Origin of the sequence: Veillonella parvula (genome assembly GCF_945949885.1) — a bacterium.
Lineage (GTDB): Bacteria > Bacillota > Negativicutes > Veillonellales > Veillonellaceae > Veillonella > Veillonella parvula_B.
The window spans coordinates 1-21,444 of sequence record NZ_CAMFFZ010000015.1; the positions used below are offsets into that span (position 1 = coordinate 1).

Genomic DNA, 21,444 nt, shown 5'->3' on the forward strand with positions numbered 1-21,444 from the left:
ACACAAGGTTCACTATGGATTTTTTATCTGTTCAATTTCATTCTACAATTAAGCATAAAATTTCTTTATATGCATAGTATAACATTTACATTATCATAAGTAAACTAAAAAATTCGATATAGTATTAATTTAGAAAAAACTTTAAGATTGATTACCATTAAAATTTAAAGAGGTCATTTAACTTATATTGTTGAAATACAACTGCTGCTGTGATAAAAATATTTAATCTAACTGTTATACATATAGGTGTATTAATGTATCATAAAAAATGTGTATACTATAAAGAGTAAAGTTAACATAATAAAGTTTGTTGATTTAGCTTTTACAGTATTGATTCAAATTCAATTACAATATAATAATACTAATGATTATATAGGCAATGATTTTAATTAGACTTAATAGAATATATTAGAGAGGACCTATGAAACCAATAGATTTATTTATGCAGTTTTTCCGGCGTGAAGGCTGGATCTATGCCATTGGCTTAACTATGTTGATGGCAATTGATGTGGCTTTTTTATTTGTTCCTCAATTTATTGGCAATGCTATAGATACATTGAGCAATAATAAGGAAGGTTTAGTTACTTATATTTATTATTTTATTTTATTATTTATTATTATCACTATTTTGAAAGTTATTTCACGTAGAACCCTATTAGGATCTATTCGTCGCATGGAGTATCTTTTTCGTGAGATTTTGTGTAGTAAAGCATTACAAGTAAAAACAACGTACCATGAGGCTAATGGACCTGGTAAGGTTATGGCGCTCATGACTAACGATGTAACATCGTTACGTGTTGCCCTTGGCCTAGGTGTAATGATTGTAGTGGATATTATTTTCTACTCCGTTGTGGGCTCCATAATATTAATTCAAAAGATTAATACTGTATTAGCTTTTAAAATTATGACACCTGTATTCTTAATTATTGTGGCTATATTTGTACTAGGCAGAAAGCTACGTACTAAACAACGTAGTGCACAAGCTACTTATAGCGATTTAACAGAGTTTGGACAAGAGTTATTTCAAGGAATGGATGTTATTCGAGCATTTAATCGTGAAAGCATTATATCTAATTCTTTTGAAAAAATAAATAAACTTAATTATAAGAAGAATATGGATGTTGCACTACTAGATGCAATATTAACACCGTTAACAAGAATTGCACCCTTTATCTGTATCAGTATTAGTATTTTTATTTGTGGACATTTAGCTGTAGAAGGTAAAATGACTATAGGCGAATTTGTTACAATCAATTCTTTTATAATGTTAATTGTAGGGCCTTTAATAGGCTTTGGGGGCCTTATTTCTATTGTACAAAAAGGTCTTGCTTCTTTAGATCGTATCATGGATTTCTTGCATTTGCCCACTGAAACAATAGATGATACCGATGAGGTATTGCCACTTGAAGATATTCACATCCGATACTTAGATTTTAATTATGAAAACTCTAAAGGTCATGTATTATCTCAAGTGACAACGACAATACCGAAAGGTTCTTTTATTGGTTTAGTTGGCAAACCTGGTTCTGGTAAAAGTACATTGTTTAAATTGCTTATTGGATTACAAGAATGTCCGGAACAGTCCATTTATTTTGGTAATCAAGATTTAGCTGCTGTTTCTTTATCAAAACTTAGAAACTCAATTGCTTATGTGCCAACACAATCTTACCTTTTAAGTACGACCATTGCAGATAATATTAAATTTGGTAAAAATTTACCTATGCATGAAACTGTAGAGGTTGCGGCACAAAAGGCAGACTTATATAGAGATTTAGGCGATTTGTTCAATGATGATTTACATGAGCTAGCTGAAGAAGGTCATGATTTATCAGGTGGACAAAAGCAGCGAATTAATATGGCTCGCGGCTTTTATAAAAATGCACCATATTTATTGCTAGATGATTGTTTTTCTGCTTTGGATGCAGTAACAGTTACAACTATTTTAAATACATTACATAATGTAAAAGAACAAACAATTTTATGTATTTCACAGCGATTAGAGGTTGTAGAGAAAGCAGATAAAATTCTAGTATTCGATGAGGGGCGTATCGTAGAAGAAGGTACTCATAAAGAATTATTAGCTAACAATGGTTTATACCGCACCTTATATGAAGCGCAGAAAGGAGAGGCCCATCATGAAGAAGCGTAATCTAAGAAATGACTGGGCTCTATTTTCCTATATAACTACCTACATCAAGCCTTATTTAGGTATTCTATTATTAGCAACGGTTGCGCTAGCAGGAAATTTAGTGCTATTACTTTTACGACCGTATATAACAAAGCAAGTCATCGATCTTGGCTTTGCCACTAATGATATCGCTGTTATTGAATACTATGCTCTAATGTATGGACTTACTATAATTGGTAGTGTTTTATTTATTTTTGTAGAGAATTACTTTTTAAAAAGTTTTGGTCAAAAAATAATTTATAATATTCGTAGTATTGTCTTTAAAAAGATTCTTAATAAACCACATGATGAATTCTATAAGTTGCCAATCGGTAATTGGGTAACTCGCATCACTAATGATGTAGAGTCATTACGTACATTATATACAGATGTAATTCTGAATTTAGCTAGTAGCGGTTTGATGATTATTGGTATATTAGGATTTATGTATGCTATTAATGTATCCCTAGCTATCATCATGACAATTTTATTACCTATAATGGGTGGAATTATTTGGGTGTTTCAAAAGTTTTCCCGTAAAGCATTTCGTCAGGTAAGACGCTCTGTAGCTGCATCTAATGCGAGTATCAAGGAACTGTTAAATTATATTGTAATCGTAAAATCCTATGGTGGCGAAAAAGCAATTGAGGAACGTTATAATACTGTTAATAAAGGTTTCTTAGAAGCAGGTCTTTTTGAAGTTACTACATTTTCTATTTTTAGACCACTCGTAGATGGTCTATTCTTTGTTGCGTTAATTGTTATTTTTACAACTACGAATTTAATAGACTCTGTAGCTGACGCTGGTACAGTATTTGCCTTTATACAATATATGGACCGATTCTTCCAACCATTAAAGGAAATTGCAGATAAATATAACTCACTACAAAGTGCATTAGCTGGTGCTGAAAGATTAGTTCCCTTATTAGAGGAAGAAGAGCGTCAGATGGCTGATGAAGTTCCTGATGAATTTAAACATATAGAGACCATTGAATTTGAGCATGTGTGGTTTTCCTATAATAATAACGACATTTATGCGCTAGAAGACTTTACATTAAACATTAAAGCTGGAGAATTCATAGGGATTGTAGGTCCCTCTGGTAGTGGTAAATCAACACTTTTATCATTGTTGATGGGAGTCTACAAACCAACAAGAGGGACTATCTATATTAACGGTATAAATATTACCAAATATGACAATTCTGTGCTTCGCCATTTAATGGGGTATGTTTTTCAGCAAGCTTATCTATTTAAGGGTTCCATTAGAGATAATTTAACACTTTTTGATACATCAATTGCTAATGAAGACATGGTCAATGCAGCAAAACAAGTTAATTTGGATGCTATGATTGAACAACTTCCGGAAGGGTATGATACACCGGTTGGTTATTTAGGTTCCTTATTATCTGATGGACAAAAACAATTATTGGCTTTTGGACGTACCTTGATTAAAAAAACACCTATTCTATTGCTAGATGAAGCAACGGCTAATATCGATAGTCATACGGAGAAACAAATTCAAGCAAGTATTGAAAGTATTCGAGGTAGTAAAACAATCGTAAGTATTGCTCATCGTCTTTCAACAGTAGAAGATGCCAATAAAATAGTGTATATGGAATATGGTAAAATAATAGAAAAAGGATCTTTTGATGAACTTATCAACTTAAAAGGGGCCTTTTATAATCTATGGAATAATCAACACAGTGGGAGTTAGTATGGAATTTATCCAATCTAAAGATAATAAGACTATTAAGAGAATTATCTCATTAGGGCAGCGTAAAAATCGCCAAAAATATGGAGAGTACATTGTTGAAGGTATTCGCTCTGTTCGAGATATTGCAGCTATGGGGGCAGTAAAAACAATTGTTATACGTGAATCTAAAGCTCAAGATCAAAATATATTAGATTTATTAGACTTAGACACGGTTCAATCTGTACCTAAATATATCGCACAAGATCCAGTGTTTGATAAAGTAGATAATACCGTAAATGGACAAGGTGTAGTTGCTATTGTATCGAAACCAAAATACAATATCGAAAGCATTTACATTGAGGATGGCTTATATATTACATTAGATGGTGTTCAAGATCCCGGCAATCTAGGTACCATTATTCGTACTGCTGTTGCAGCAGGTGTTAAAGGGATATTTTTGATGAAAGGAACTGTGGACCCTTTTAATGACAAGACAGTGCGCAGTACCATGAGCGCCTTACATAAAATACCTTTATATGAAGACATTACCTTATCTCTGTTACATGATATGGTAACCGAGTCTAATATGACTACCTATGTAACTGCTTTAGAACATTCCAATCCTTATCATACTGTACGTTATGCTAAGCGAACTATGCTAGTATTAGGAAACGAAGGGAATGGCGTAACACCAGAGGTTATGAATCTATGTACAAATCGTATTATGATTCCTATGTATGGTGATATGGAATCCTTAAATGTAAGCGTAGCTGCTGCATTATGTATGTATAAAGTACAAGAACAATTGATGCCTTAGTATATATGATAAAAATTTATGACCTTATAAAAAGTCCTCTACTAGTATACAAGTAGAGGGCTTTTGTATTGATTTTTTAGTTGTGTATTTGGTACAATAACATATATCCTTTGTGGGAGAACAAAGTTCTCCCTTTTTTTCATGAAAAGGAAGATAACTATGTCCAAATTAATTGTAAATGCAGACGATTTTGGCCTTCATAGTGCAGTTAATGCTGGTATTATTGATGGTCATCGTAGAGGTATTATTACCAGTACCTCTTTAATGGCAGGAGGAGAAGCTTTTACAGAAGCCGTAAGTATGGCAAAACAGAACCCTAAGTTGGGCATTGGTATTCATATTACCTTGGTGGGTGGGGTGAAACCAGTATGTGATTCATCAGAAGTTTCATCACTTCTCACACCAGAAGGTGTATTTCCAGAGAACTATGTAGAATTTATTAAACGTATTTACTCTGGCAAAATCAATTATAGTGAATTACGTAAAGAGATTCATGCACAAATAGCTCAAATAATGGATACCGGCTTAAGGGTAACTCATATTGATGGACATCAACATATGCATGTGTTACCAACGGTATTACCGATTGTGATTGAACAGGCAAAATCCTTTGGTATACATGCTATACGTATACCCGATGAGTCTACTGGTTTTATGAATTATATGTATTCCCCAATTCGATTTCTTGGTAAAGTTGGTTTATCAACGGTTGCGGCTAATGCGCGACCAATCATACGAAATAATTGTATGACTACAACCCAATATTTTTGGGGCATGGTAAATGGAGGTCATATAAATCAGAAATCTCTAATGGGTATCCTAAAAGCGGTAAATAAACATTCTGGTACACATGAATTGATGGTTCACCCAGGTAGTAATAGTAGTATTCTTAGTAAGTTTTATAATTGGGGTTATCATTGGGAAGATGAGTTGCATGCACTCTGTTCCAGTCATACGCGATTATATATAAGTCAATATGATATAGAGCTCATTAATTATGGAGACTTGGTATGAGTAAAATGATGAAGAGAGGCATCTTTATGTTTCTCTTGTTATTGGCTATATCAATTGGTATTATTTACTATACTATTGATTTAGATGCATTGAAAGCCATATCATCTTTTAATAGTATTTCCTTATTATTAGCTTTAGTCGCTCTAGCAGCAGGTATGTATTTTGATGGATTACGACTTCAAAGGCTTGTAAAAATTGGTGGTTACAAGTTATCGATACGAGCAGTGCTACGAGTTATTTTTAGTAATTATTTTATGGCTATGTTGACACCTGGAGCTAGCGGGGGTGCTGTCGCGCAAGTACTGGTGTTGAGAAGTTATGGCGTACCTATATCTAAAGGTACACCGATTGTATTAATACGTACCGTATTTTCCATTATGTTTTTGGTCATTATGCTGCCATTAGTATTCTTACGAGATGCTATTGAAATTCCATATATCTCTCGTGATATGCTTTTGATTTTTGCCGTGCTTGCTGTTATAGCGACCTTAGCAGGAACTTATATATTACAGACCAAATATATGCGTCAATTTGTCTATAATCTAGCACAACGATTTAAAGCACATAAAACTAAAGATTGGCTTTCTAAATTAGAAACATTAAATGAAGGACTTGGCTTGCTTTATAAACAACCTGTCCAATCTTTAATAGTTTTTATTGAATCTGGTTTGAGTTTATTATGCTTATATTGTATTGCACCCGCCTTAATGTATGCTTTCACACCAGATATTCCTATTATCGATATTTTAGATCGCATGATTTTATTAAATCTTATTTTGTATTTTGCACCAACCCCAGGGGGAACAGGCATTGCAGAAGGTCTATTTGTAGTATTATTTAGTGCCTTTGTACCTAATGGAACAGTGGGCATCATCGCTGTAGGATGGCGTGTTGTGGCTGAGTATATGCCATTCTTCATCGGTATGTATGCAGTATTAACATTATATGGACGACAATTCGTTGCCCAAGAAACTTCAAGAGAACAATAAGGGAGTGTGCTCTATGTCTAAACCAAAAAAAGATAAATTTTATCTGGTTCAAGAAGATATTTTACCAGAGGCTATAAAAAAGACGATAAAAGTAAAAGAAATTCTAAAACTAGGTGAGGTTAAAACAATTAACGAAGCAGTTGAAAAAATGGATTTAAGTCGATCTGCGTATTATAAATACAAGGATTATGTTTTTCCATTTTTTGAAATTGCTCAAGGAAAAATTGTTAGTATTTATGTTTCTATGTCAAATGAATCTGGTATGTTATCAAGCGTTTTGAAAGCCATTGCTGAACGTAACGGTAGTATTTTAACGATTAATCAAGATATTCCATTACAAGGCATTGCGAATAGTAGCATTTCTTTTGAAACCAAGGATTTACAAGGCTCATTAGAAGATTTATTGCTAGATATTCGCTCTATGAAGGGTATTATAAAGGTAGAGATTTTAGGCCAAGCATAGGCTAATTAAGAGAGTAGGACGATTATGACCACTATAAAAATTGCTTTATTAGGTTTTGGTACTGTTGCACAAGGTACTTTTAACTTATTGCAAGACAATGCTGAATTAATTAAAAATCGTACAGGTGTCAATGTTGAAATTTCTAAAATTTATGTGCGTAACCCAGACAAATATAATCATATTACACTACCAGAAACTGCTAAATATGTATCAGATATTGACGAAGTATTGAAAGATGACTCCATTCAAATGGTAGTGGAACTGATGGGGGGCACAACCTTTGCGAAGGACTGTGTAGAAGGGGCTTTAAAAGCTAAGAAAAATGTGGTAACTGCCAATAAAGACTTATTAGCAGAATCCGGTCCATACTTATTAGATTTAGCTAGTAAAAATGGGGTAGATCTACGTTTTGAAGCATCTGTATTAGGTGGTATTCCTATTATCCGTACATTATACGAATCGTTAGCCGGTAATCGTATTACTGAAATCATTGGTATTATGAACGGTACTACAAACTTTATTTTGACTAAAATGTCTGAAGAAGGTTTAAGCTATCAAGATGTATTGAAAGAAGCACAAGATTTAGGATATGCAGAGGCAGATCCTACAGCTGATGTTGAAGGCCTTGATGCAGCTCGTAAATTGGCTATTCTTGCATCCATTAGTTTTAACCGTCGTATTTTCTTTGAAGATGTAACTGTAGAAGGTATTACTTGTATTGATACTGAAGATATTAAATTTGGGAAAGAGTTTGGTTACAATATTAAATTATTAGGTATTGCTAAAGAAACTGCTCAAGGATTATCTCTAAATGTATATCCTGCATTTATTCCTACGACACACCCATTAGCATCTGTTCGAGGATCCTACAATGCAATTTATGTTAAGGGCAATGGTATCGATGATGTCATGCTATATGGTCGTGGTGCAGGTAGCTTACCGACAGGTAGTTCTGTAGTATCTGACATAATGGAAGTGGCAAAGAATGTCTCTTATAATGAAACAGGGCGTTTGAAACCGTTCTATTATGATCAAAAAGATATTTATTCTCCAGGTAAAATCCAATCTAGCTACTACTTGCGTTTAGCAGTGGATAATAAAACAGGTGTTCTAGCAAAAATCTCTGCAAAATTAGCAGAACAAAAAATTTCTGTTTTATCCATCGTTCAACGAAATATGGATCCAGAAACTGCAGTTCTTGCCATTGTTACATCTAAATGCCCAAGATCTTATATTTTAAATTTAATTGACTCCTTTAATAGCTTGCGTTCCGTTAAGTCTGTTAATAGTGTTATTCGTATTATGGAAGCTTAATTATGAACACTGTTCGAGTACAAGTACCTGCCACTAGCGCAAACTGTGGCCCTGGTTTTGATTGCTTAGGATTAGCACTAAATCTTTATAATATATTCAGCTTTACACCAGATCCGAAGGCTACAGCATATACATATACTTTTGAAGGATTTGGAGCAGATATTCTGCGCGCTGAAGATCCTAGAAAAAATCTAATTGGCTTTGCGATGGATCAAGTTTTTGCTACTGCTCAAGAACCAATTCAATATGGACATATACGGTCTGAAACTTTGATTCCTCCATCTCGTGGACTAGGTAGTAGTAGTACGGCTATTGTCGGAGGACTTTTACTGGCGAACGCATTAGTAAAAAATCCACTTTCAAAAGAAGAGTTACTAGTTATAGCGAATCGTATGGAAGGTCATCCAGATAATGTAGCGCCAGCTATTTACGGAAATTTATGTTGTGCTACAGGTTTAAAAAATAAGGTACTAAATACGGTCATTTCTATTCCTCCGGAACTACATTTTGCTGTTGTAGTACCAGAAGTCATGGTATCTACTGAATATGCTCGTTCTGTGCTACCAAATCATATTCCATTTAAAGAAGCTGTACAAAATGTAAGTCATGCTTCATTATTTGTAACAAGCTTAATTACGCATCAATTAAGTAATTTATCTGTTGCCTTAGATGACAACTTGCATGTACCTTATCGTAAGACATTGATTCCTCATTGTGATGAAGTTTTTGAAGCCGCAAAAGTTGCTGGAGCTTACGGTGCTACTATCAGTGGATCGGGTTCTACTCTGATTGCATATGTTGATAAAACTCATGTACAAGAGGTAGCAAAGGCTATGGGGGCCGTATTCACAGCAAATGAGATTGAAAATAAAATATATTGCTTAGAAGCTGATACAACTGGAGCGTTAATTATATAGTTTATGGTATAATTATAGTGTTAGGCATAGTCCATAACAATAATTGGAGGAAACTATGAACAATATAAAAACAACACTTTTATTAGCGACGCTAACAGCCATTTTAGTGGTTATTGGTGATATGATTGGCGGCAGAAGCGGTATGATTATGATGTTTGTCATATCCATGGGTATGAATTTTATGTCCTATTGGTACAGCGATAAAATCGTTTTAGCCCAATACAATGCTCAACCTGTTACTGCACAGTCTAATCCAAAACTATATGCAATGGTAGATCAATTGGCTAAAAATGGTAATTTACCAATGCCAAAGGTTTATATCATTCCCAGTGAAGTACCGAATGCTTTTGCAACAGGTAGAAATCCTAGTCATGCAGCAGTTGCTGTTACAGAAGGTATCCAACGTCTATTAACTGATGAAGAATTAGAAGGTGTGCTTGCACACGAATTAACACATGTTAAGAATCGAGATACATTGATTAGTACAATTGCAGCTATGATGGCTGGTGCTATTTCTATGATAGCCAATATACTTCAATTTACTGCCATATTTGGGCGTTCCGATGATCGAGAAGGTACTAACCCTTTGGCGCTTCTTGGTACAATCATTATTGCACCTATCGCAGCCGGTCTTATTCAGATGAGTATTTCCCGTACTCGTGAGTTTTTAGCTGATGAGGGGGGCGGAGATATGTGTCGCAATCCATTAGCACTGGCTTCTGCACTTGCAAAAATTGACTACTACTCTAAACATGGTGCATTGCCTAATGCAAGTAATGCTACAGCCCATATGTTTATTATTAACCCTATGATGGGAATTGGTGAAAGCTTGAGCAATCTTTTTAGTACACATCCTCGCACGGAAGAACGTATTCAAAAGTTAAAGAAACAAGCTATGAACCCAAAGTATAAAGAAAAGGCAATATTATAATTAGTATCTACTGGAGGGTATCATGCAAGAAACATTAGTTTTAATTAAACCAGATGCAGTTAAACGTCAATTAAGTGGTGAAATCCTTAGCCGTTATGAACGTAAAGGCCTTGTTATTAAAGCATTAAAACTCTTACAAGTACCTCGTGAATTAGCGAAAGAACACTATGCAGAACATAAGGAAAAGCCATTCTTTGGTGAATTAGTTGATTTTATTACATCAGGCCCAGTTCTTGCTTTTGTGTTAGCTGGTGAGAACGCAATTGTACCCGTACGTGCTTTAAACGGAGCAACAAATCCTGTAGATGCTGCCCCTGGTAGTATTCGTGGTGACTATGCCCTAACAATGGATGCTAACGTAGTACATGCTTCTGATTCTCCAGAAGCCGCTGCTCGTGAAATTCATCTTTGGTTCCCTGAATACAAATAATCTCAAGGTTGGGATCATTTAGCTTTTATTTCTACATCCATGTATATCTATAGGAGGTAATCATATGGCAAGTAGTGTTTATACAAAAACAGGTGATGCTGGTACAACTGGTTTATACACGGGAGAACGTGTACAAAAATCATCTTTACGCGTAGAAGCTTATGGTACAATCGATGAATTACAAGCTTTTTTAGGCTTGGCTCGCGCTTATGCTGAAAATCCACGTGTTGCTGCTGAATTATACGATATAGAGCGCAACTTATGGACATTAATGGCCGATATTGCAAGTTTAAATACTGCTCCGGTAATTACTGAGCAATATGTAAAGCATTTAGAAAAAGTTATTGATCGCTTTGATGCAAAGTTAGAACCTTTATCTAGTTTTGTTATTCCAGGTGAAAAACAATCTTCTGCTTACTTACATGCAGCTAGAACAATTACTCGACGTGCGGAACGCGCTTTATGGCGAGTATTAGACGCTGGTGAAAGTGTTCACGAATCTAATTTAAAATACTTAAATCGTCTATCCGACCTTTGCTTTATCTTGTGTCGTGTAGAGGAAGAACTTGGAGCTGAATAAACAAAAAAAGCTATGTATTTTACATAGCTTTTTGCTCGTTATAGACCTTATTGTGAAATTGTTTGGTTTAAAACATCTTGAGGGCTAGGATAGTAGAAAAAGATATGAGGAATTTCATAACGGAATTTTTCTCTTAATAAATCGGCTAATGTTGTTTCAAAGTTTATAATTTTATCAGCGCCGAAATCAAAATCTTCAACTAATACTAATAGTTGTGCTTCAACTTGAGGTGCATTTTCTGGTAAGGTTTCTGGTGGTAGAGGAACATTCACTACTACTCGTGCAGTACCAATATATTTACCTTGTCCGTCATCGATGGCAACACGATATGTATTATCCCATAGCGTAGCCATCATTTTTAGTTTCATATTCATAATTTCCATAGTATCGCTCCTTTGTTATACTTATAATGATACTGAAATTATAAATTCTTGTATAGGTGCATTATGAAATCACAAATTATATTGTGTTCCGGTGGGGCACGCAGTGGAAAAAGTGAATTTGCTGAACGTTTAGCATTGGCTACAAAAGGTTTAAAAGCTTATGTAGCTACGGGTCAAGCTTTTGATGAGGAAATGGTGGATCGCATCAAAAAACATCAAGAACGACGGGGAGAAATATGGAATAATTTTGAAGTACCTTTGCATTTAGCTGATGAATGGGAAAATATCAGTAAATCAGCAGATGTAATTCTTATAGATTGTTTAACAATGTTTACTACCAACCACATGATGGCTCATGGCTCCATTTGTGGACAAGAAGATGCCAATCGGTTAGAACAGACAATACTGTCAGAGCTAAACCTTTTATTAGACTCGATACAATCATGTGAAGGTAAAACTGTTATATTTGTGACCAATGAAATTGGTTTAGGTATCGTGCCGGATAATAAACTGGCTAGATATTTTAGAGATATTGCTGGGCGAGTAAATCGAACAGTAGCTTCTGTTGCAGATAAACTCTATTTAACAATCAGTGGCGTTACCATTGAATTGAAATCACAGGAGGTTCATATAAATGGCTAAGAAAATAATGTTTCAAGGGACGAGTTCTAATGTAGGTAAAAGTATTCTTTGTACTGCATTATGCCGTATCTTTTATAGAAAAGGTTTTAAGACGGTTCCTTTTAAAGCACAAAATATGGCCCTCAATTCTTATGTGACAAAATGGGGCGATGAAATTGGTCGTGCTCAAGTAGCTCAAGCCGAAGCTGCTGGTATTGATCCAATAGTTCAAATGAATCCTGTTTTATTAAAACCTACAGGTAATCAATCGTCTCAAGTTGTTTTGATGGGAAAGCCTGTTGGTGTATATAGTGCTAAGGAATATCATACTAAATATTCACTAACAGCTCTCGATAAGGTTAAAGAGTCTATCGATTTCTTAGACTCAAATTTTGATATGATGGTTATCGAAGGTGCTGGTAGTCCTGCAGAAGTCAACTTAAAAGCAAATGATATTGTAAACATGCGCATTGCTAAGATGACTCAAGCTCCAGTATTTCTCATTGCAGATATTGACCGAGGTGGTGCTATTGCGTCCATTGTTGGTACTTTAGAATTATTAGAAACAGAAGAACGAGATCTTATTAAAGGTATCGTTATCAATAAATTCCGTGGTGATATCAAACTATTAGAACCAGCTCTTACATTCATTGAAGAAAAAACAGGTAAAAAAGTGGTAGGTGTTATTCCTGCCATTGAAAACCTCGATATTGATGAAGAAGATTCCGTTGCATTAGAGAACAAATGCAATAGTGGGTCTAAAGATATTCAAGTCGTAGTTATGCAAACACCTAAAATCTCAAATTTTACAGACTTTGATGCACTTAATTATGAGCCAGATGTATCGGTTCGTTTTGTAGGCCCTGGAGATATTATTGGAAAACCAGATTTAATTATTCTACCTGGTTCTAAAAATACATTGGCTGACTTGACGTATTTACGTGATACGGGTTTTGCTGATGAAATTAAAAGTTTAGCGTCCCAAGGTATACCTGTTATTGGTGTTTGTGGCGGTAACCAAATGTTAGGTAAAACTATTTATGATCCGCATCATATGGAGGGTGATATCGAGGAAATCGAAGGACTTGGCCTTGTTGAATCCTCTACGACTATGAAGGCTCAAAAAACTACCCATCAAGTACAATTCAATGTATCTAATTTACAATTCTTAAATGGTACTTTCAGTGGTGAGGAATTAGTAGGCTATGAAATTCATATGGGGGATACTACACCACTAGCAGATACGGTGTCTCGTTGCTTTACAATTACAAGTCGCAGTGAAGAGGCTGTAAATGTTATTGATGGTTTTATTGATGGCAATCATCAAGTAATGGGTACATATATTCACGGTGTATTTGATAATGACGAGTTTAGACGTTTTATTATCAATCAATTACGTGAACGTAAGGGATTACAACCATTAGATGTAGTATTCCATTATTTTGACCATAAAAATGCGGCATATAACCGCTTAGCTGATATTGTGGAGGAACATTTAGATATGGATTATATTATGTCTACCTTGGGATAGTAGAGGAGATATATGGAACATTTAGCAATTTTTCACTGGTTTTCAAAGTATAGCTTTGTGTGCATACCGGTTTTAGCATTTTTATTAGATTTAATTATTGGGGATCCAAATAGTAAATATCATCCCGTCGCCGTTATTGGACGTATAATATCTTTTTTTGAAGCCGTCCTTTATAAGGACACTGATAATGATACGAAGAAATTGTGGTACGGTGGTATTGCAGTAGGTTTAATTCTTATATCGGTATATATAATAGTATCTTTATTATTATGGCTAGGTGGAGTAGTACATGAATGGGTATACTATGCTCTGGAAGTAGTGATTCTCTACATAGCCATTTCTCCACGTTCATTGGCTGGCGCAAGTTTTACGATTAGTCAGTTAATAAAGCAAGGTAATATTGTAGATGCTCGCAAACGTTTATCATGGATTGTGGGACGAGATACTGAAGACTTAGATGAAAGCGAAATCACTCGGGCTACAGTGGAAACGATTGCGGAAAATACGGTAGATGGTATTATTGCGCCTTTTTTCTTTTTTATTATCGGTGGCCCTATGGGGGCTATTCTTTATAGAACTGCTAATACTATGGATTCTATGTTAGGCTATAAGAATCAAAAGTACTTGTACTTTGGTCGCGTAGCTGCACGCTTTGATGACATATTAAATTGGATTCCTGCCCGAATTACCTTTGTATTATTTGTAATTTCTGCATTCTTTTTACGCTTTGATGCTAAAAAGGCAATAGAAATCGGTTTACGTGATGCAAAAAAACATCCTAGCCCTAATGGGGGGTATGCAGAAGCACCTGTGGCAGGGGCCTTACATATCCGTTTAGGTGGTTACAATCAGTATTTCAAAAAAATGACCTTCCGTGAATATATGGGTGATCCTATTGAAAAGCTAAACCGTAACCATATTACTCGAACAATTTATATGATGTATGTTACGACTATACTAATGGTCATCATTAGTACAGTCATTACCTATGGGATGAATGTATAATGACACCTTTTTTTATAGCACTACAATTTTTAACGCGTTTAAAAATTGTAAATCAAACTGAATGGTCTGTAGAGGACTTTGGTAAATCTGTTGTAGCCTTTCCTTATGTGGGCCTTATTATTGGTCTCATATTAGCTATATTATATGGCGTATTATCGCCATTTATTCCGATTATGCCATTGATGTTAATTATCGTTGTGGCTGAGTTTTTAATAACTGGTGGCCTTCATGCTGATGGTTTGATGGATACAAGCGATGGTTTGTTTTCCGGTCGTGAAAGAGAACGTAAACTAGAAATCATGAAAGATAGTCGTATAGGCTCCTTTGGAGTTGTTGCTTTTGTATTTGTTACACTTTTGAAATGGCAATTATTAGCTTCGATTCCATCGGCTGAATTTATTCCTATGGCACTCATTATGATGCCTTTAATGAGCCGCTGGTCTATGGTTTTTAGTATTCGATCCTATCCATATGCTAGAGAACAGGGAATGGGGGCAGCATTTGCTAATTTAGCACCTAAACATGTTATTACTTATAACACCATATCTACGTTCTTTATGCCTATTCTATTGCTATTAATCGGTTTAGTATTATATACATTTTTATATGGTGCTTATGCAATTTTTTCAGCACCTGATGTAGGGTATTTGGTAGGATTAGGTGTGTTAGTATATGCTACTATAGGTATTTTCCAAATCAATATTGTTAGCATGATTATTACGTATATTATTAACCGATTATTAAACCTCTATATTGTAAAAGCGTTAGGTGGCACTACCGGTGATACATATGGATTTGTTGTGGAAGTAACTGAAGTATTATTGATATTGGTATATAGCATAATTTTATCTATACTATCAGCTACGGTAGTTAATAATCCAACTATGTTCTAACTCTAAATTTTTGATTTTCAAAGTTTTAATATTTTTAGAACGTATACTTTATTTGATGTGAAAGGAGTTTAATGTGACCTATTATGTAAGAGCCCCAGGTACATGTGGGGAATTTCTACAAGGTTCTATTGATGGTCAGTCATTTTTAGTGACATGTCCAATTAATCGATACTCCTACGCATTGAGTAATGTAATACAACCTTTTTCTAAAGAATTTTGTGCACTTCAACCAAAATCTGCACAAGCTCGTAAATTAGTACAAGAATTGGTCCAACAAAAAAATAAAAATCAAATTTGCCCGCCTGTGTATGTAAGATCCGATATTCTGCAAGGAAAAGGCATGGCTTCAAGTTCGGCAGATATTTCTGTAACAGCTATGGCTACAGCTTTGGCCATGAACTATGATTTATCATTAAAAGAACTTGAGCAAATTTGTTTATCTGTAGAGCCTACAGATGCCTCTTTTTATCAAGGTGTAACTCAGTTTGATTATATTAAAGGGACTATCTCTCAACCATTAGGAATGTGTCCGCCTTTAAAAATCCTCGTTTTTGACGAAGGCGGTAGCATTGATACAGTTAGCTTTAATAAACAAGCAGATTTACAAAATAAAATTTTAGAAAAAGAATCTATTATACAAGAATCCTTTGATTTGTTTAAACAGGGTCTTATAACGCATGATGTAAAGCTCATTGGCCAAGCTGCTACATTAAGTGCTTTTGGCAATCAGCGTATTTTATATAAACCTAATTTATATGACTTTCACGATGTAGGTAATTCTTATAATAGTGTGGGAACAATCACCGCTCATAGCGGAACCATTGTGGGACTATTATTCCCCGTTGATTATGGTCGTATTGATGATTGTAAGAATGAGATTTTGCGTAAGTTGCCACAATTAACCTATGTAGATACGGTTGAAACTACGAATGAAGGATTAACTTATATCAAACGATAAAGTATTTCATAGAAAGAGAATAGTATGTCTAAAATACATGGGGGCAATATCTTTCAGTTTGCCCATGAACAACGAATTGAACCATACGAGGTTATTGACTTTAGTGCTAATATCAATCCACTAGGCCCTAGCCAACGTGGCTTATCTGCATTAGAATCTCAATTGCGATATATATCACATTATCCGGATGCTACAAATGATGATATATTAAATGCCATTGCTGATATCTATGGTATGAATAAAAATCAAATTGTAGTTGGCAATGGAGCAGCAGAGCTATTATATGCAATTTGTCGGTTACCTGGCTATACGGGCGCTTTTGTTCCCGCACCAGGTTTTTCAGAATATAAAGCAGCTTTAGAAGCAAGTAGAATTCCAGTACGCGATATTTATTATCGACCACGGGAAGATGAACATGGAAAACCTTATTTTGAGGTTCCTTATTTAGCATTAGAAACTTTTGCAGCTGAGTTAAAGGGGCAAGATGGTCGTATTATCGTATTTCTAGGTAATCCCAATAATCCAGATGGTACGTTACTTGATAAAAACCATATTCGTACTATTGCAAGCATGCTGAAAGATGCTAATAGTTTACTTGTTATAGATGAGTCCTTTATCGATTTTGTTGGTAACGACACATTACAAGATAATGAATACTCCATGCGCTCCCTAGTTAACGAGTTTGATAATATTATCGTGGTTCATTCTTTTACAAAATTCTATGCCGTGCCAGGGCTACGAATCGGTGCTGCTTTCAGCAATCCACTTATCATTGAGCAACTAAATAGTTTTATTCCAACTTGGTCTGTTAACACATTAGCTCAATCCTATACAGAGGCGGCTTTGAATGATGTAGAGTATGTGAAACGAACAAAACAGGAATTACATGAAGAGCAACTTTTTATGCATAACTCATTAGATACTATAGATGGTATTACTGTATATCCGCCTTCAGCTAATTTTATGTTGTTCCACATTGAGCAAGAAGGAATAACGGCAGAGTCGATTAATGAAGCTCTTAAAAAAGATAATATGATTGTTCGCAACTGTGATTCTTATATGGGATTAAATAATCAATGGGTTCGCGTTGCAATAAAAGATCATGATACTAATGTTAAGTTAGTAGAAAAATTAACAGATATTTTGAAAGTATAGGAAGACTATGAAGACATTGTATATTGTACGCCATGGTGAAACTGATTGGAACAAAATGGGAAAATACCAAGGCATCACAGATGTTCCACTTAATGAAAATGGTTTAAATCAAGCAAAGGCATGTGGTCAGGCTCTTAAAGATGTTAAATTTGATCGCATATTATCTAGTGATTTGAGTCGTGCTTTAGTTACAGCTGAAGTCATTCGCGGGGAACGTACTACTCCTATAACAGTAGATAAACGCTTACGAGAACTTAATTTTGGGGATTGGGAAGCTATGTTGTTTTCCGACATCGAAGCTCAGTGGCCTGGTTTAATAGATGAAATGTATTTGCGACCACATTTAGTTAAGGTTCCTAATGGTGAAAGCTTTAAGAATTTACAAGACCGTGCGTGGGCAGGTCTAGAGGAATTCATCAATATTAATAATGAGGAGGAAACACTTCTCATTGCTTGTCACGGTGGAACTATACGAACATTATTGTGTAAATTATTAGATATTTCCATTAGTCATTGTTGGAATTTTAGTCAAGGTAATACAGCAATTAATCGTATTTTCTACAATGGCATGGGAGAATTTGATCATAATATTTTAAATTTGCTCAATGATACAGCACACGTAGATGTATTACAAGGTCATGCATAATGCGACTAGATAAATTATTAGCCAATAAAGCTTATGGTAGTCGAAAAGAAGTTAATCAAATCCTAAAGGATAGAAGAGTTACAATTAATGGTAGTATAACAACGAAAAAAGATACTCATATTGATATTGATGTTGATATAGTTGCTGTTGACGGTAAAGCCGTTAGTACTACTCAACTATATTATGTAAAATTTCATAAGCCAAAGGGCTATGTTACAGCGGTAGAAGATTCTAGTCACCCTGTTGTTATGGATTTACTCCCTCCAGAATTCATAAAAATGGGAGTAGTTCCAGTAGGCAGATTAGACAAGGATACAGAAGGACTTTTATTATTAACTAATGATGGTGTGTGGGGACATTCTATCATCAATGGTAATAAACATGTGCCTAAGGTTTATTACGTGGAATTCGATGGAGAACTATCTAATGAAGGTATACAACGTATTAAAGAGGGGATTCTTCTTGGAGATGGTACGCAATGTAAACCGGCAGAAATCGAATCTGTATCGTTACACTCAGCACATATAACGATTGAAGAAGGCAAATATCATCAAGTTAAGCGCATGATTGGTGCTGCAGGTGGTACTGTAACATATTTGAAACGTCTTACGATTGGTCATATTGATTTAAGTGGCATTGAAGAGGTTGGTTCTGCAATGGAATTGACCGTTGAACAGATAGAGGGCTTTAAAAAATAGCATAAAATTCTATTCAATATAGGCATTTTATGGTAAGATTAATTGTACTTTATAGACTAGGAGCAAGATTATGAATGGATTAAATCTGCTACAACAGTATATTAAAGAGCAAAAATTAACAGGCGTCATTTTGATGAGCCCTATAAATTTACATTATTTTGCTGGTTTTACTGGTACTACAGGCTTTGCTATTATTACACAAGATAAAGCCTTTATGATTACTGATTTCAGATATACTGAGCAAGCTACAAAACAATGTGAAGGATATACAGTCATTCAATATGAATCCTCTGTTATGGATACTCTTGTAGATATATTCAATGAGCATCATATTCACGAAGGTTTATTCGGTATTGAAGGCAAGCAAATGCCGGTAGATACGTATGAAACCTTATGTGATACATTAGATGAACGCTTTAATTTTACATCTATCAATTTTGCAAAACTACGTGCGGTTAAGCGTGAAGACGAATTAGACTTATTGCGTAAAGCTGCTAAAATTGGTGATGATGCTTTTGCTGCCTTGCTACCACAACTAAAGGTAGGGATGGCAGAAAACGAAGCGCGCATTATATTAGAATCAGAAATGTTAAAACGTGGATCAGAGGAACCTTCCTTTGCAACCATTGTTGCTTCTGGTAATCGTTCTAGTATGCCTCATGGTGTAGCCAGTGATAAGGTCATTGAAGTAGGTGATTTTGTTACCTTTGACTTTGGTGCAGTATATAAGGGTTATCATTCTGATATGACTAGAACTATTGTAATGGGGCCTGCCTCTGAATTACAAAAGAAGCTGTATGGTATAGTTTTAGAAGCACAAAAACGTGGCGTAGCTGCAGTTCGGGCTGGTATTACTGGTAAAGAACTTGATGCAGTTTGTCGTGATTATATTAAAGAACATGGATATACCAAGGAATTTAATCATGGTACTGGACATGGCGTAGGTCTTGAGATTCACGAAGAACCAGTAGCCAATACTAAATCCGATACGGTATTTACAGAAAATATGATCATTACGGTAGAACCTGGCATTTATATAACAGGTACTATCGGATTGAGAATAGAGGATAGTGTCATCGTCAAATCTGACGGCTATGAGGTGTTGACACATAGTCCAAAAGCGTTAATTGAAATAGGTATTTAGAAGGAGAAGAGTTAGATGATTTCCAGTAATGATTTTCGTCCAGGTGTAACCGTTGAAATTGACGGTAATGTATGGCAAGTAGTTGATTTCCAACACGTTAAACCAGGTAAAGGTGCTGCATTCGTACGTACTAAAATGAAAAACTTGCAAACTGGCTCTGTAGTTGAGCGTACATTTAATGCAGGTGAAAAAGTGCCTAAAGCACATGTTGATCGTCGTCGTATGCAATACTTATATGAATCTGATGGCTCTTATACATTCATGGATAACGAAACTTATGATCAAGTTGAACTTACCCTTGAACAATTAGGTGATGCTAAAAACTTCCTTCTTGAAAATATGGAAGTATCCATCATGTTCTTCCAAGGTATCGTAATCGGTATCGATTTACCTGTAGCTGTTGAACTTCGCGTAGTTGAAACAGATCCTGGTATCCGTGGCGATACTGCAACTGGTGGTAATAAACCAGCCGTATTAGAAACAGGCTACACTGTAAAAGTACCTCTCTTCATTGAAGTAGATGATGTACTTCGTATTGATACTCGTACAGGACAATACATCGAACGTGCCTAATACTCATTGATATGTATTGGGGCAAGATCTTTTCAAGGAATCTTATTCCCCATATATCGTAACATTTGCACTGTAAGCACTTGTCGTCTATGTAATTATATATAGGGACAGGTGCTTTTTTTGAAAGAGGCCAGTATGACCAAGAAAAATACTGAACTAGAGTCGGGTAAAATTAAGATTAACGATGATGTGTATGCTACAATTGTAACAATGACAGCGCTTGACACAAAGGGAATTCATCATATGAGTTCCACCTTTAATGATGGTGTTAACACTTTTTTTAGACGTAAATCCGATCATGAAGGTGTTAAGATATCCTTTAACGATGAAGGAGCAATATCAGTTACACTATATGTGTGCATTCAGTATGGATATCGTATCCCTGATGTTGTTTTACGTCTACAAGAGCGCATTAAAACTGCTTTAGTCTCTTATACAGAAATTGAGGTTCAAACTATTGATGTAGTTGTACAAGACATTATTTTTGATGATTTAGTAACACCTCAACAGCCATAGGAGGTA

At 35.2% G+C, this 21,444-nt stretch carries 23 protein-coding genes; 22 read left to right on the forward strand and 1 reads right to left on the reverse strand.

Going from position 1 to position 21,444, the window contains the following annotated elements:
- Positions 1–421 precede the first annotated feature (421 nt).
- The 11 genes from Q7O55_RS05815 to Q7O55_RS05865 all read left to right on the forward strand — a co-directional run bounded on the left by Q7O55_RS05815 (position 422) and on the right by Q7O55_RS05865 (position 11,315).
- Positions 422–2,149, forward strand: coding sequence for an ABC transporter ATP-binding protein (locus tag Q7O55_RS05815; RefSeq protein ID WP_303929131.1), 1,728 nt, complete (start codon positions 422–424; stop codon positions 2,147–2,149).
- Positions 2,136–3,881 (forward strand): ABC transporter ATP-binding protein, encoded by a 1,746-nt coding sequence (locus Q7O55_RS05820; RefSeq protein WP_303929133.1) that lies wholly within the window; start codon positions 2,136–2,138, stop codon positions 3,879–3,881. The genes Q7O55_RS05815 and Q7O55_RS05820 overlap by 14 nt, the downstream gene beginning before the upstream one ends.
- Position 3,882: 1 nt before the next feature.
- Positions 3,883–4,677, forward strand: coding sequence for an RNA methyltransferase (locus Q7O55_RS05825; RefSeq protein WP_303929135.1), 795 nt, complete (start codon positions 3,883–3,885; stop codon positions 4,675–4,677).
- 159 nt (positions 4,678–4,836) lie between these two features.
- The gene (locus Q7O55_RS05830; RefSeq protein ID WP_303929137.1) at positions 4,837–5,691 is read left to right on the forward strand and encodes a ChbG/HpnK family deacetylase; all 855 of its coding nucleotides are present in this window, start codon (positions 4,837–4,839) and stop codon (positions 5,689–5,691) included.
- Entirely contained in the window at positions 5,688–6,680 is a 993-nt protein-coding gene (locus Q7O55_RS05835) for a lysylphosphatidylglycerol synthase transmembrane domain-containing protein (protein WP_303929139.1), read from the forward strand. Before Q7O55_RS05830 ends, Q7O55_RS05835 begins: the two co-directional genes overlap by 4 nt.
- A gap of 13 nt (positions 6,681–6,693) precedes the next feature.
- The gene (locus Q7O55_RS05840; RefSeq protein ID WP_004695770.1) at positions 6,694–7,143 is read left to right on the forward strand and encodes an ACT domain-containing protein; all 450 of its coding nucleotides are present in this window, start codon (positions 6,694–6,696) and stop codon (positions 7,141–7,143) included.
- Positions 7,144–7,167: 24 nt separating this feature from the next.
- Positions 7,168–8,457 (forward strand): homoserine dehydrogenase, encoded by a 1,290-nt coding sequence (locus tag Q7O55_RS05845; RefSeq protein ID WP_303929140.1) that lies wholly within the window; start codon positions 7,168–7,170, stop codon positions 8,455–8,457.
- A 2-nt stretch (positions 8,458–8,459) separates the two neighbouring features.
- A complete protein-coding gene (thrB, locus tag Q7O55_RS05850) occupies positions 8,460–9,374 on the forward strand; it encodes a homoserine kinase (RefSeq protein ID WP_303929142.1) in 915 nt (304 codons plus the stop codon).
- A 55-nt stretch (positions 9,375–9,429) separates the two neighbouring features.
- Positions 9,430–10,305: a zinc metalloprotease HtpX gene (gene htpX / locus Q7O55_RS05855; protein WP_303929144.1), complete on the forward strand. Its 876-nt coding sequence runs from the start codon at positions 9,430–9,432 to the stop codon at positions 10,303–10,305.
- Between the two features lie 22 nt (positions 10,306–10,327).
- Positions 10,328–10,735: a nucleoside-diphosphate kinase gene (ndk, locus tag Q7O55_RS05860; RefSeq protein ID WP_303929146.1), complete on the forward strand. Its 408-nt coding sequence runs from the start codon at positions 10,328–10,330 to the stop codon at positions 10,733–10,735.
- 64 nt (positions 10,736–10,799) lie between these two features.
- Positions 10,800–11,315: a cob(I)yrinic acid a,c-diamide adenosyltransferase gene (locus tag Q7O55_RS05865; protein ID WP_303929147.1), complete on the forward strand. Its 516-nt coding sequence runs from the start codon at positions 10,800–10,802 to the stop codon at positions 11,313–11,315.
- A 47-nt stretch (positions 11,316–11,362) separates the two neighbouring features.
- On the opposite strand, the gene Q7O55_RS05870 is transcribed toward Q7O55_RS05865, so the two are convergent.
- Positions 11,363–11,698, reverse strand: a complete 336-nt coding sequence (locus Q7O55_RS05870; protein WP_303929148.1) for a hypothetical protein — start codon at positions 11,696–11,698, stop codon at positions 11,363–11,365.
- Positions 11,699–11,761: 63 nt separating this feature from the next.
- Here Q7O55_RS05870 and cobU point away from each other — a divergent pair, with 63 nt between their 5' ends.
- The 11 genes from cobU to Q7O55_RS05925 all read left to right on the forward strand — a co-directional run bounded on the left by cobU (position 11,762) and on the right by Q7O55_RS05925 (position 21,438).
- Positions 11,762–12,340: a bifunctional adenosylcobinamide kinase/adenosylcobinamide-phosphate guanylyltransferase gene (gene cobU, locus Q7O55_RS05875; RefSeq protein ID WP_369691711.1), complete on the forward strand. Its 579-nt coding sequence runs from the start codon at positions 11,762–11,764 to the stop codon at positions 12,338–12,340.
- Positions 12,333–13,850: a cobyric acid synthase gene (locus Q7O55_RS05880; protein WP_303929150.1), complete on the forward strand. Its 1,518-nt coding sequence runs from the start codon at positions 12,333–12,335 to the stop codon at positions 13,848–13,850. Before cobU ends, Q7O55_RS05880 begins: the two co-directional genes overlap by 8 nt.
- Positions 13,851–13,862: 12 nt before the next feature.
- On the forward strand, positions 13,863–14,855 hold the full coding sequence (gene cbiB, locus Q7O55_RS05885; RefSeq protein ID WP_303929151.1) for an adenosylcobinamide-phosphate synthase CbiB: 993 nt from the start codon (positions 13,863–13,865) through the stop codon (positions 14,853–14,855).
- Complete coding sequence (gene cobS / locus Q7O55_RS05890) at positions 14,855–15,748, forward strand: adenosylcobinamide-GDP ribazoletransferase (protein ID WP_303929152.1); 894 nt, start codon at positions 14,855–14,857, stop codon at positions 15,746–15,748. The genes cbiB and cobS overlap by 1 nt, the downstream gene beginning before the upstream one ends.
- 73 nt (positions 15,749–15,821) lie before the next feature.
- Positions 15,822–16,706 (forward strand): GHMP kinase, encoded by an 885-nt coding sequence (locus Q7O55_RS05895; RefSeq protein WP_303929154.1) that lies wholly within the window; start codon positions 15,822–15,824, stop codon positions 16,704–16,706.
- Between the two features lie 24 nt (positions 16,707–16,730).
- Complete coding sequence (locus Q7O55_RS05900) at positions 16,731–17,861, forward strand: histidinol-phosphate transaminase (protein ID WP_303929156.1); 1,131 nt, start codon at positions 16,731–16,733, stop codon at positions 17,859–17,861.
- A gap of 7 nt (positions 17,862–17,868) precedes the next feature.
- Positions 17,869–18,507, forward strand: a complete 639-nt coding sequence (gene cobC / locus Q7O55_RS05905) for an alpha-ribazole phosphatase (protein WP_303929158.1) — start codon at positions 17,869–17,871, stop codon at positions 18,505–18,507.
- Positions 18,507–19,205, forward strand: coding sequence for a pseudouridine synthase (locus Q7O55_RS05910; RefSeq protein ID WP_303929160.1), 699 nt, complete (start codon positions 18,507–18,509; stop codon positions 19,203–19,205). Before cobC ends, Q7O55_RS05910 begins: the two co-directional genes overlap by 1 nt.
- Before the next feature lie 70 nt (positions 19,206–19,275).
- On the forward strand, positions 19,276–20,349 hold the full coding sequence (locus Q7O55_RS05915) for a Xaa-Pro peptidase family protein (protein ID WP_303929162.1): 1,074 nt from the start codon (positions 19,276–19,278) through the stop codon (positions 20,347–20,349).
- A gap of 15 nt (positions 20,350–20,364) precedes the next feature.
- Entirely contained in the window at positions 20,365–20,922 is a 558-nt protein-coding gene (gene efp / locus Q7O55_RS05920; RefSeq protein WP_004695799.1) for an elongation factor P, read from the forward strand.
- 135 nt (positions 20,923–21,057) lie between these two features.
- Positions 21,058–21,438: an Asp23/Gls24 family envelope stress response protein gene (locus Q7O55_RS05925; protein WP_004695801.1), complete on the forward strand. Its 381-nt coding sequence runs from the start codon at positions 21,058–21,060 to the stop codon at positions 21,436–21,438.
- Positions 21,439–21,444: the final 6 nt, after the last annotated feature.